At 53.3% G+C, this 12,246-nt stretch carries 12 protein-coding genes and 1 pseudogene; 6 read left to right on the top strand and 7 right to left on the bottom strand.

Features of this window, described 5'->3' with window-relative positions; all coding sequences use genetic code 11:
• Positions 1-202: 202 nt before the first annotated feature.
• Positions 203-1,162 (top strand): DUF523 and DUF1722 domain-containing protein, encoded by a 960-nt coding sequence (locus tag JKP81_RS04860; RefSeq protein ID WP_200550792.1) that lies wholly within the window; start codon positions 203-205, stop codon positions 1,160-1,162.
• Positions 1,163-1,336: 174 nt separating this feature from the next.
• Here JKP81_RS04860 and JKP81_RS04855 read toward each other — a convergent pair whose 3' ends face one another.
• The gene (locus JKP81_RS04855) at positions 1,337-2,002 is read right to left on the bottom strand and encodes a class I SAM-dependent methyltransferase (protein ID WP_200550791.1); all 666 of its coding nucleotides are present in this window, start codon (positions 2,000-2,002) and stop codon (positions 1,337-1,339) included.
• A 161-nt stretch (positions 2,003-2,163) separates the two neighbouring features.
• Here JKP81_RS04855 and JKP81_RS04850 point away from each other — a divergent pair, with 161 nt between their 5' ends.
• Positions 2,164-2,514: a DUF1304 domain-containing protein gene (locus tag JKP81_RS04850; RefSeq protein WP_200550790.1), complete on the top strand. Its 351-nt coding sequence runs from the start codon at positions 2,164-2,166 to the stop codon at positions 2,512-2,514.
• A 74-nt stretch (positions 2,515-2,588) separates the two neighbouring features.
• Here JKP81_RS04850 and JKP81_RS04845 read toward each other — a convergent pair whose 3' ends face one another.
• Complete coding sequence (locus JKP81_RS04845) at positions 2,589-3,377, bottom strand: helix-turn-helix domain-containing protein (RefSeq protein WP_200550789.1); 789 nt, start codon at positions 3,375-3,377, stop codon at positions 2,589-2,591.
• 77 nt (positions 3,378-3,454) lie between these two features.
• On the opposite strand from JKP81_RS04845, the gene JKP81_RS04840 reads away from it, so the two are divergent.
• Genes JKP81_RS04840 through JKP81_RS04830 form a run of 3 tightly spaced genes read left to right on the top strand, consistent with a single transcriptional unit; the run spans position 3,455 to position 6,634 of the window.
• Positions 3,455-5,518, top strand: coding sequence for an FUSC family protein (locus tag JKP81_RS04840; protein WP_200550788.1), 2,064 nt, complete (start codon positions 3,455-3,457; stop codon positions 5,516-5,518).
• Positions 5,511-5,726 (top strand): DUF1656 domain-containing protein, encoded by a 216-nt coding sequence (locus JKP81_RS04835; protein WP_200550787.1) that lies wholly within the window; start codon positions 5,511-5,513, stop codon positions 5,724-5,726. Before JKP81_RS04840 ends, JKP81_RS04835 begins: the two co-directional genes overlap by 8 nt.
• Positions 5,723-6,634 carry an HlyD family secretion protein gene (locus tag JKP81_RS04830; protein WP_200550786.1) on the top strand — a complete coding sequence of 304 codons (912 nt, stop codon included), beginning with the start codon at positions 5,723-5,725 and terminating at the stop codon, positions 6,632-6,634. The genes JKP81_RS04835 and JKP81_RS04830 overlap by 4 nt, the downstream gene beginning before the upstream one ends.
• 74 nt (positions 6,635-6,708) lie before the next feature.
• Here the strand turns inward: JKP81_RS04830 and JKP81_RS04825 are convergent, their stop codons facing one another.
• The 3 genes from JKP81_RS04825 to JKP81_RS04815 all read right to left on the bottom strand — a co-directional run bounded on the left by JKP81_RS04825 (position 6,709) and on the right by JKP81_RS04815 (position 9,031).
• On the bottom strand, positions 6,709-7,887 hold the full coding sequence (locus JKP81_RS04825) for an alpha/beta hydrolase-fold protein (protein WP_234455473.1): 1,179 nt from the start codon (positions 7,885-7,887) through the stop codon (positions 6,709-6,711).
• A gap of 352 nt (positions 7,888-8,239) precedes the next feature.
• Positions 8,240-8,650: an ASCH domain-containing protein gene (locus tag JKP81_RS04820; RefSeq protein ID WP_200550785.1), complete on the bottom strand. Its 411-nt coding sequence runs from the start codon at positions 8,648-8,650 to the stop codon at positions 8,240-8,242.
• Positions 8,651-8,755: 105 nt separating this feature from the next.
• Complete coding sequence (locus JKP81_RS04815; protein ID WP_017457120.1) at positions 8,756-9,031, bottom strand: hypothetical protein; 276 nt, start codon at positions 9,029-9,031, stop codon at positions 8,756-8,758.
• Between the two features lie 374 nt (positions 9,032-9,405).
• Between JKP81_RS04815 and JKP81_RS04810 the strand changes: the two genes are divergently transcribed.
• Entirely contained in the window at positions 9,406-10,338 is a 933-nt protein-coding gene (locus JKP81_RS04810) for an ATP-grasp fold amidoligase family protein (protein WP_200550784.1), read from the top strand.
• On the opposite strand, the pseudogene JKP81_RS04805 reads toward JKP81_RS04810, so the two are convergent.
• Positions 10,339-11,413 (bottom strand): annotated as a pseudogene (locus tag JKP81_RS04805) (ATP-binding protein).
• Positions 11,410-12,114 (bottom strand): response regulator, encoded by a 705-nt coding sequence (locus JKP81_RS04800; protein WP_200550783.1) that lies wholly within the window; start codon positions 12,112-12,114, stop codon positions 11,410-11,412. The pseudogene JKP81_RS04805 and the gene JKP81_RS04800 overlap by 4 nt, the downstream one beginning before the upstream one ends.
• Positions 12,115-12,246 lie beyond the last annotated feature (132 nt).

Here is a 12,246-nt window from a genome sequence, read left to right as displayed (position 1 = left end):
GCATGCGGAAAGGTGCATAAGTGCCAACGCTAATAAATCAGCGAGTCAGCAGCAGGCGGCTGAAAGGCAACGGCAGCAGTCAAAGGATGGTTTCGCAGGGCGGCACGCATTGAGGTAATACAACCGGGATGAAGAAATCTGCCATGCCATTTGCAGAGCGACACTTTTCTTCGTCCATAACGCGCAGCAAGAGGATAACCTGATGAACACGCAACCCATCATCGGTATTAGCGGATGTTTAACCGGCTCGGCGGTGCGCTTTGACGGCGGGCACAAACGCATGGGTTTTGTGATGGATGAATTAGCACAGTGGGTAACGTTCAAACCAGTGTGCCCTGAAATGTCTATCGGCCTGCCCGTACCTCGCCCGGCGCTGCGCCTGGTTCAGAACAGCGATTCAGCGATCCTCATGCGCTTCAGCCATGCCCCGCATGACGATGTGACGCAGAAAATGGCCGACTTCACCCGGGCGTATCTTCCGCAAGTGGCCGTGTTATCCGGCTTTATCGTCTGCGCGAAATCGCCGAGCTGCGGCATGGAGCGCGTGCGGCTGTATGATGAAAAAGGCAATCGCGGACGTAAAGAGGGTGTGGGCCTCTTTACCGGTGCATTGCTGGAACATTACCCGTGGTTACCGGTTGAAGAAGATGGTCGCCTGCACGATCCGCTTTTGCGGGAAAACTTTGTCGAGCGCGTTTTCGCTCTGCACGAACTCAATACGCTCAAGGCTAACGGCCTGACCCGCCGCGCGCTGCTGGATTATCACAGCCGCTACAAACTCCAGTTGCTGGCGCACGACCAGGCCGGTTACCGGGAGATTGGCCCCTTCGTCGCTTCGCTGCACGAATGGGAAGATCTGGACGCCTTCTTTGTGGCATACCGCGAGAAGCTGATGGCGATCCTGAAAAAAACCGCGTCGCGGAAAAATCATACCAACGTGCTGATGCACATTCAGGGCTACTTCCGTGAACATTTAAACAGCCGCCAGCGGGGTGAATTGCGCGATGTGATCCTCCATTATCGCAACGGGCTGCTGCCGATCCTCGCGCCAATAACCCTGTTGAAGCACTATCTGGCCGAATACCCGGATCGCTACCTGTTAAAACAAAATTACTTTGCCCCCTACCCGGACGTGCTTGGGCTGCGTCTGACCGTCAACTGAATACCATGACAAGAAAGCTCGAATGACCCTGATACGGGCTCCTCTCGTTCCACGTTTAGACGACATCTCTTGTCGTCTTTTTTTTCGCTGCGCGTAGCGCGACGGCCAGCGGTTCTGCGCATGCCGTGATTGATATTTCGCTTTAGCGCGTCGCGGCAAATCACTACCCGCAGGTCACACTGAGCAGACTAAGGTCGCATGATCCCACCACGGGTTAGCATTAACGCGGCTTGCCAGCACGGTAAATCGCGCTTTCTGCAGCTCCTCCATTAAGTCCGGGAGGGGTTTTAACGTGCGCCAGGGTTGACCCTCTCTGAGCAAATAATGGTGTTCGGTATCGTAATTCTCCCTGTCTTCCTGATAACGCGGCATCCCGCACATCGAACTGACAATGAAATGTCCTGCGGGTTTGAGCAATCGTCGCACTTCAGCAAAACAGCGTTGCCTTGCCTCGCCGATCAGGCAGTGCAAACAACTGCCATCAATGATCAGGTCAAACGTTGCCGCTCTGCACTGAGGAAGATGGCAGACATCACCGACCCAAAAGTGCGCGCGCAGACCTGCTTGCGTAAAGCGTTCTTCAGCCCAACGGATCGCGGTTTGCGCGAAATCCACGCCCCACACATCGTCACCCCGCCGGGCAAAATATTCCGCAGCCATCGCGCCATTGCCACACCCCAACTCAAGGACTGTTGCACCGGGTTGCGGGAGGTACTGATGCTGCCCAAGCCATGAAAAAACCTGCTCCTGTTGCGCCTTCGCCCTCAGATATCCCTCTCCGGCCCAGGCGGCTTCTCCGTTTGCTATTCGTTCCTGATACTGTGTTTCGTAGATATTCATTATTAACCGCTACCTTGCTCAAGCCTGTTGTCAGTTATATTGTCGATGGGGCAAAACGCGATGAAGCGCGAAAAACAACATAATCCTCATCGTGCCCGCTGCGCCAGCCGCCGCGATTATCTATACTCCACGTCACCTGCCCTTTTCCAGTAAGGTTTCCTGTGTTAGCTACTGTTCTCGTTGCGATTGTCGCCGCCATTCATCTGTACATTCTGGTGCTCGAAATGTTTTTGTGGGACACCAGAACAGGCCGCAAAGCCTTTAATCTTAGCGCAGAGTTTGCGCGCGACACCCGCGTGCTGGCTGCGAACCAGGGGTTGTATAACGGCTTTCTGGCGGCGGGGCTATGTTGGGGATTATGGCTGGGTGCAAGCGGCGTGCCGGTTACCCTCTTTTTCCTGATCTGTGTGCTGATTGCCGGGATTTTCGGTGCCGTAACAGCCAGCCGGAAAATACTCTTTGTTCAGGCACTTCCGGCACTGCTCGCATTCATTGCCGTGCTGATGCAGTGAATGTTGCCTTTGTCTGTCAATGGCTGGGCTAATGTCGCGCCCAGGCATCAACAACGGTTATTCACGCTTGCAGGTTACGGTGTTTTTCGTTCGGCAAAGTAGTGTGCTGGCGTGCTGCCCATCGTTTTTCTGAACATGGTGATAAACGCATTCACGGATTCATAGCCGAGTTTTGTCGCCACGTTTTGCACGGATTCGCCGCTGGCTAACGCCTGCAGCGCAATAATCAAATGGAGTTGCTGACGCCATCGCCCAAAGGTCAGCCCCGTCTCGCGCAACATCAAACGCGCCAGAGAGCGCTCACTGAGCGCAAGGCGCTTCGCCCACTCTTTAAACGTGCTGCGATCTTCCGGATGGCTCACCAACGTATCGGCCATGGCGCGAATTTTGGCATGCGCAGAAACCGGTAAACTGAAGTTCTGTTGCGGCATGGTGACCAGCTCATCAAGCGTGACCCGGGTTAGCCTCGCGGCATGGCTATCTGGCGGGTAATCGACATTTTCCCGGGTTAAGCGATCAACTAACTCTTTAATGAGCTGAGAAATGGCCAGCGTGCAGCAGCGATTCGGCAGTGCTGCGGCCCCGGGTTCAATAAAAAGATAATTCAGATGCGCATTCCAGGTGGCACTGGCGCTGTGAGGTACCCCGCCGGGGATCCATACCGCGCAGTGCGGCGGCACTATCCAGATCTCGTTTTCTGCACGACAGGTCACCGCACCATACAGCGCAATGATTAATTGCCCTTTTCGGTGCGTATGAACCGGCACCTCGGCTTCGTAATCCACGAAATCAAGACGCCGGGCAACTGCCGGCCTGTGTGTGTCATCGGGGTCAAACACGGTTGTAGCGTAGTTAGGCTGCATACGATTGGCAACATTTAGGTATTTTTTGACAGAATAGAGTATTTAATGGCGGGCGCAAGCCGGTAATACTTTGCGGCATGAACAAAATCGATTTCTCCCCCAGCCATTTGTTGCGCGATTTATCTGCCCTGCTTCGTCGTACAGGCAGAATGTTTGGTTCAGTCGCATTAACGGGCGATGCCAATGCATTACTTTATTCCGCCAAGAGCTTTGCAGCGGCGATGCTCGCTTATTACATCGCCCTATCAATCGGCCTTGAAAAACCCTCGTGGGCGATCATTACCGTTTATATTGTGTCGCAAACTTCCGTTGGCGCGTCGCTGAGCAGAAGCGTCTACCGCTTAGCCGGTACGATAGTGGGTGCCGGCGCGACGGTGTTGATTGTGCCCACTTTCGTAAACACGCCGATTTTTTGTAGCGTGATACTCACCGGCTGGATCACTTTTTGCCTCTATTTATCGCTGCTTGAGCGCACACCCCGCGCCTACGCCTTTGTGCTGGCCGGTTACACGGCGAGTCTGATTGGTTTTCCGGCGGTATTTCACCCCGGCGAGATTTTTGATACCGCCATTGTGCGTGTGCAGGAGATCGGCATTGGCATCTTCTGCGCGGCGCTGATTCACCGCTATGTGTTGCCAAAACGGATCTCCGGCCTGTTCAACAGCAAAATCGCGCAAACGCTGGATTCTGCACGCCAGATGCTGGCAGACACGTTGGCGGGAAGTGCCAACGAAGCGGCCGCTAATCTGAAACTGGCGCTGGCGTTACAGTTTCTGCAAGGCCTGAGCCACCATATCCCTTACGACTTTGCCTTCTCAGCGCCGGTGCGTCATGCGCGAAAGGCGTTGCATGACAAGCTGGCGCGCTTGTTGATCGTCAGCGGTGAATTACACGATCGCCTGTTGATGGTCACTGCGCTGTCCGCCGATATTCAGACGCTGCTGGAAGCGGTGCAAAGCTGGCTCGCCGGGGAAGAGAGCGCAAAACGGAAAATAACCGGGCAAGCGCTGGCAGAACGCAGTGCAGCGCTAACCAAACAACTCGCCGGCGCAGAGGCACTGACCTTTGAAACGGCGCTCCAGATGAACCTTGTCCGTCACCTCCATGACGCCATTATCCTGTTGCTGCAATGCGAGCGGCTCGCTGACGCACTCGCGCAGGCAAAACCGGCGCAACTGCCGGCAGAAGATAAACCGGCGAAAGGCTATGTATTTCACCGCGATAGCCTCTCTGCGGCGCGCACTGCGCTGGGTGCTTTCGTCATTATCCTGAGTGGTTGTCTTATCTGGATTGACACAGCCTGGCCCGATGGCGCGACGGCGGTTTCAATCCTCGGAGTCTGCTGCACGCTGTTTGGCAGTTTCGATACCCCGGCGCCGCACATTGTGAAATATATGATAGGTTCCGCCTGGGGCGTAATGATAAGCCTGCTCTACAGCTTTGCCCTGCTGCCTGCGGTGACTGAGTTTTCGGTGCTGGTTGCGGTGCTCGCCCCGGCTTATCTGCTGGCGGGATCGTTGCAGGCCCGACCAGCCACCACCTTCATGGCCATGGGGATCACCCTGACACTGCCTATTTTGTGCGAGTTGGGTGCCCACTACAGCGGAGATTTCGCCGTGGCCGTCAATACCGCCATCGCGCTCTTTGCCGCCACCGGCTTTGCGGTGATCACGATGAGCTTGCTACAAACCGTGCAGGCTGACGCCGCCATTGAACGCTTGCTACGCGCCTGCCGACGCGACGTTCGACGCAGCGTGAAAGGTGTATTCAAACCCGATGAAACCCACTGGACCAATCTGATGATAGACCGGACCGCACTGTTACTGCCGCGCTTGCAGCGAAGCGGGCACTCCGCAGAGCAAACGCTCAACCAGATGTTGCACGCGTTACGCATTGGCCTTTCCGTGATGCACTTGCGCCGCTTTCAGGCGCAGAAAGACCGCAAAAAAGCCCATGAAATTAGCGAGATCCTCTCTCTGCTTGCCCGCGATACCGCAACCAGTGCGTTACGTCAGCGGATTGAGGCCATGATTGGCCTCTCATCCCTGCAGCCCCATCAACAGTCGCGCCAGCTCGTTAACTGTCTGGTCGATCTGCACTGCGCATTACGCGAACCGTACACGGAGCGTGCCCATGATTAATGATATTAATCTCGGTGGTGTTTACGTCCCGGGGCTGCTGGTCATCGCCCTGGCAGCCCTTTTCTGCACGCTGTTATGGCTGCCTCTTTTCGCTTTCAGCAGGCGCTATCGCCGTTTGCCCTTGCGTCCGCTGATGAGTTTGTCCACTTACATTGTTACTTTTTTCCTGCTTATGCAGGGGCTGAACGCGCTGGGGTTAGTCGCATGAAATCCTTTTTTTCTCTTTTAAGCCGTTATGCACTGACGTTAAGCGCTGTGCTGGTGGCAACCCTCCTCGCTTACCTGATGTGGAAACATTACGCGCAGCGTCCCTGGACCCGCGATGGCCGGGTGCGTGCTGATGTGGTGCAGATAGCGCCGGATGTTTCCGGGCCGGTGGCCAATGTCGCCGTTCGCGATAACCAGTGGGTTAATCAGGGCGATGTGCTTTATTCAATCGATCCGCACTGGCTAAAGCTGGCGGTGGCCAGCGCGCAGGCGGATGTCGAGGCAAAACGCCATGAGATGTTAATGCGCCAGGATGCGGCGACAAGGCGGTCACAGATAAAAGGCGTGATCTCCAGCGAAGACTTACAACAAACAGGCAGTGCGGCCAGCATCGCGGCGGCAAATTATCACGGCGCGCTGGCGGCGCTGGAACTGGCACAGCTTAATTTAGCGCATGCCACGGTGCGCGCGCCGGTCGCGGGCTACGTCACGCATCTCCGGCTGCGCCCGGGCGACTACGCCACCGCCGGGGAAACCAAAGTGGCCATCATAGATGCGAACAGTTTCTGGGTCGTGGGCTATTTTGAGGAGACAAAACTGCGGCATATTCATGTCGGAAATCGCGCGCACATCGCGCTGATGGGGTTTGAGCCCGTCATCACCGGTTACGTTGAGAGCATCGGGCACGGCATCGGCGACAGCAATGACGAAACGGGCGGTCTTGGCCTGCCGGACGTTAACCCCACCTTTAACTGGGTACGCCTTGCGCAGCGCGTACCGGTCCGTATTCATATCGACAAGCTGCCCGCAGGCGTGGAGTTAGTGGCGGGTTTATCCGCCAGCGTGTCGGTAGAGCCTGCCGGGCAGAAAACGTCCCCGTCGTTACTCGCACGAATAACCGGTGAATAACCAAAGCGTTAAATGTTGTCTTGATTTTGTCCGCTGGCAGCCTGTCCAGCGCCAGCGGACGAGGCTGCAGAGTCTTACTTAAACAGTTTCTGCACAAACTCGGCATAGGCGGGACGCCAGACATCCATTTCGTGTCCCAGGCCGGGATACTCTTTATAGCTAAACGTGATGCCTTTTTGCTCCAGTTCTTTTTTAAGCCCGGCAATATCCTTCCCGGTGACGGTATCTTTTTCGCCAACCACCACCGTGAAGTTATGCAACTGCTTATTCACTTCCTGCGGTTTATTGAGCTGCGCCGTCACACCGGCATCCGGGACGGTGGCAGTGGTGACGCCACTGAATGTCGCTAGCCAGCCAAAACTGTCCAGATGGTTCATCCCGGAAACGAGAGCCTGAAAGCCCCCTTGTGAGAGCCCGGCCAGCGCACGTCCGCCAGCATCCTTGCGCACATTAAAGCGGGCATCGACCAGCGGAATGATGTCATGCATCAGTTCGCGGTCTGCCGCTTTGGCATTAAGCGGATAGAACATTTTGCGCCGCTCTTTCGGCGGATAATTTTCAGGAATCGCCTGCAGAATATCCGTTTCGGTATCCGGCACCACCACCAGCATGGGTTTGATTTTCCCTTCGGCCAACATGTTGTCCATTATCTGCGGCAACCGCCCCTGATCAATGGCGGAAAGGCCGGTATCGCCAAAGCCATGGTAGAAATAGAGCACCGGCAGTGGTTCGCCTTTACCGCTGTAACCCGGCGGCGTCCAGATATACATGCGACGCTCTGAACGCAGTTCATTTGCGTGGTAGGTCACCGTTAACAGATCGCCATGGGGCACAGCGCGATCGTCGAGAATACTACCCGGCACCAGAATCAGGCTGGTATTGACCTGGCGCTGCGGTTTCTGAAACCGGCTTCCTGTATCCACCGAACGAAAACCATCGACATCAAAGTAATATTCGTAAAGATTCGCAGCCAGCGCGGCACTTTTCCACGACCATATGCCGTGCTCATCTTTTTGCATATCGTGTGAGACAACGCCGCCTGGGGTAGAACCGGTCACCACCGATACCCGTTTTGCGCCCGGCGCGAAAAGGCGAAAGGTAATACTTTTGTCGGCGTTAACCTGGGTCACATACTGGCTAACCGGCACAGATAAATCCGGCGTCGCCGGTAATGGCGCGGCAACAGCAGGAAGCGTCGCGCCCGCAACAAGCGCGCTGACGGTAAGCGCCAGCCAGGTGATGTTTGTTTTCATATTCCACTCCCTCATTGTATTTGTTGTTAAGGCAGAACGTGTTAGCGCATTCCCCCCACGCTTTAGCCTGACGCCAGCACGTGTATCTGATAAATGTCACCCACAAAGGCTGGCCGCAAAAGTTTGCGTATTGAGCGGATTTTTAAAAACCTGTTTCTGTGCGTTTTGCGATATATGTTGCGTAAATCAGGGATTGTTAACCCCGCTGAACGGGGTGAAGAAAAAGAGCGCGGGTATCTGTGCATCACGCTGATGTTTCAGAAGTGCTGAGTTTTGAAGGTAAAACAGGCGAAACGCGCCCGACGCGTTTCGCCTGTTTTGGAAAATGCGGAGCACCCGTCGATGCAGGGTTTTAGAGAACCTCAACCACCGCGAACTCTTCCGCGACAAGTTCCATCTGTTCAGAGAAAAATCCCGCGCGGGTAAAAAAGGCTTTGTGCTCTTTGCGCCAGTATTCAAGGCTTAAATCGCCCTCGCCCTCTTTTCTGGCAAACTCTTCCGTCACGTCGCAAAAACGTACCAGGCGCATCGATAGCATTCTGATGACGCATACCGGGGAATGTTGCCCGTCGAGAATAATATGGTAACTGCCGATTTTGGGTGCCGGCTCTTCAGTCAGGTAGGAGGCAAGCGAGCCGCAGGAGGCCGTTTTTCTGCCACTCACTACTAAGCCTGCAAGCGCGTTTCCCATCTCCGGGTTATCGCCAAATGACCATGCCTGTGCGCCGGGATACGCAGTTTTTAATTCATCAATTCTCTTCATCCTGAACCTCTTATCGGCGTAACTACGCGGCAATTCGCGTTTGTGTGAACAGTGCGCGGCCTCGTTCTCCATCAATTAACGTAACCGTCAGCGCTTTATTTTCTTTCACTGCTCTTTTTTGCGCACAAGAGACGTAATAATAGCCGTCAATCCGCCGATAAGCGGCATCGGTCCCGCGCCTGCGAGGAAGTTTTCACGATCGATTTGGTTATCACGGCGAATATCCGCAAAGCGGGCAAGCGCGTTTTTTTCACTGGTCGCGCTGATCTCTTCAAACTGTTTTTCGAAACCCTGCGCCACCAGTTGAGAAGCGGCATCCACTTCTGCGCTTTTCAGCACAACGATTTGCTTACCTTTTTGATAAAAACTGTAATCCGTCATTTCTCTCTCCCTCACAGAAAAGGTTACCTGACAGGTAATATATCTGGCTTAAGCGAATTCTGAACCTGTTTTCTGCGTAATTTGTTAACACGGTAAGAAACATCTTTTTCTTTCTCTACCCTGCGCCTTCCTGCAAGGATAATTCGCGTTTTTCTTTCTTTACTCCAGCCACTTTTTTGAGTGGCTAACACGGCGATAGCCGTATTCAGGTTTAGCTTAAGTGCCAGTTATTGATCGTTTCCCTTCGATAAGCATTAGCTGTCCAGCGCGTTTAAGGATGTGTTGCCTATAGCCACTCCATCGTCACTCCATATTAGCGGCAATATAAATCAATAAATCCTCTGCAGAATATTCATTGTCCGCAGGAGGTAAAAATGAACAACTTTAAATATTTCATGAAATACACCGAGTATCTGGGTCGAAAACTTTTAACCGGTATGGTTCAGGATCAACAATTTCACAGCAAAAGATTAAAAAGGATCACGGGCAGAACCCCCGATCTGGTTAATCCGGTGACGCTGAGCGAAAAAATATGCTACCGAATGATGTATGACCATAACCCGCTTTACACGCGGCTGGCAGATAAACTGGCGGTGCGCGATTACGTTTCTGCGCGTACGCAAAGAGTACAATTACCCACGTTACTTTGCGTCTATGACAACGTGCAAAGCATCGATTTCAGCCAATTACCGGACAAATTTGTGCTGAAGTGTAATCACGACAGCGGTAGCGCAGTAATATGCACCGATAAGGATAAACTTAATATTCCACGCGCGTTGCAGAAGCTGGATTTTGCCCTGCGAAAAAATATGTATTACACCACCCGGGAATGGCAGTATAAAAATATCAGACCGGTTATATTGTGCGAAAAATACATTGATTTATTTTCCGAAAGAGACAAAAGCCAAACACCTGAAATGCTGAGAATACACTGTTTTCATGGCATCGCGGGTTTTATCGAAGCAGATTTTACCGATGCTTCCGGTCATGGTTTTATTAATGTCTACAATCGGTGCTGGCAATTACAGCCCTTTCAGATGGAATATCCCAATACGCCAGGGGCGATCCCCGAGCCGGAATTATTGCACAAAGCGATAACCGCTGCGCAGGAGCTCTCCACCGGGATCGATTATTGCCGGATTGATCTTATGCTGCAGCGTGATGCCATTTATTTCAGTGAAATCACCCTCAGCCCCCGGCGCGGCAAGTTACAAATCTCACCGCCAGAGTGGGATATCCGGCTGGGTGAGATGTGGAAAATGACCGCGAGACAAACCAACCCGCAGTGGCATACACAGAAAGCGTAATCACTGTTTTTTGCGTAAGGGCCATGAGAGGCGAAAAATGGAATGGCCCTGTTCGGTTAACGTGTAGGTTACGTCGCCCTGATGAGCAAGCATGATGGCTTTCAGCACTGATAATCCCAGTCCGCAACCACCCGGATTGGTGTCTCTTGCGCTGGCGCCGCGCTGAAAGGGGTGAAACATAAATTTGTGAAACGCCTCAGGGATCCCCGGCCCCCCATCCTCAATGAGAATAAAGTTCTCGTGTTCATTCGCACCGTGGCGGATCACCATACTTTTAGAGCTGGCATATTTTATCGCGTTATCGAAAAGGACGGTCAGGCACTGAATAATTCGCAGCGGATCGCACTGGCATTGCTGGGGGTGTAATTCGGTCTCGACGTTAAAATGGCTGCGTTTAAATTCCAGCGCAAAGGAATCCACCGCGCTCTGAATAATCTCCTGCAAATCCACATCCGCAAGCGTTAACGTAAATTCGGCCCCACCGGATGAACTCACCACCCGCAGATCTTCTATCAGGCTGGATAAACCCTCGGTTTGTTTAAGCAGATTGTTAAACAAGGTTGGATTTGGCTCGAACACGCCGTCCACCAGCCCCTGTAAGCGGCCTCGCAGAATGGTAACGGGCGTGCGAAGTTCATGGGCGATGGCGGCATTCCAGGATCTGCGCTGCGCATCCATGGTCTGTAGTTTTTCAGCCATATCGTTGAAATCATTAACAATGATTATTAAGCTCGCCCAGATGGGAACTCGCGCAAAACGCCCGCGCGCCCAGATCGCCCTGCGCTATCCTGCGCAGGCTGGTCGCAACGGAGCTTAACGGGGTCAATATTCTTGCCGACAGCTTTACGGTAAAAAAAAGCGAGATCGATAAACTTATCGCGGAGGCAATCAGGATCCATAACCAGTCCAGATAGGTCATCTGGTCCTCATTCCCGGCCATTGCCCCGCCGGGAATGTAATAAATGATAAAGGTATAAAACAGGTAGGAGCCGATAACCGAGACCGCAATAACCGTCAGCGTCAGCGAAATCATAAACGCCAGAACCTGGCGGCTTAACGGATGGCCTCTGTTCATTTGTTTTCACCTAACCGGTAACCCATGCCGCGAATACTTTCCGGCACCCCTTTCAACCCACAGTTTTCCAGTTTTTTGCGCAGCTTGCTCATATGGCTGTCCACCGTGCGATCAAGTGTATCGCCTTCCGGCAGGCAGGCATTAAGCAACTCTTCACGGGAGCAGACTTTGCGCGGATTCCGCGCCAGGTAGGCGAGTAGCTTGAATTCGGTCGTGGTCAGGATGGGAGAGATAACCTCGCCACTACCATTGATCTCCACATAAAAGTCTTGCGGATACACCGTTAAACAGGATGTCCGGATAGGCTTATTGTGGAGTTGTTCATGACTCCCCTTTGCCCTGCGCAGCACGGCTTCGATACGTGCAACCACCTCAGAGGGATTGAAGGGTTTAACGACATAATCGTCCGCGCCAAGCCGCAGCCCCATCAGTTTGTCGATGTCCTGATCCAGTGCCGTTACCATGATGACCGGAATATTGCTCTCTTTTCGCAGCGAGGAAAGGACAGTCCAGCCATCGAACACCGGCAGTTGAATATCGAGTAACACCAAATCGGGCTTTTTCAGCCGGCAGGTATCTATTGCCTGCTCACCGTCCGCCGCGCGCAGGGTGCGCATTCCTGAACGCTGAATATAACTGGTCAGAATATCCGCTATTTCATCATCATCTTCAGCAACAAGAATAAGATAATTATCGTTCATGATTTCTCCACTCACCCCTGATATGGCAGGCATTCTGTGACCTGGCTTGCGCGAAAGCATACACCGATGTTTTCGCTTCAGTTAATACACTCATACAAATGCGGTTTTTCTAAGCTGTTTCTGAAGCCTGGC

This window comes from Kosakonia sp. LAM2021, assembly GCF_016620385.1.
Lineage (GTDB): Bacteria > Pseudomonadota > Gammaproteobacteria > Enterobacterales > Enterobacteriaceae > Kosakonia > Kosakonia sacchari.
Note: the sequence above shows the minus strand (reverse complement) of the source record. Positions and strands in the feature narration are given on the sequence as shown.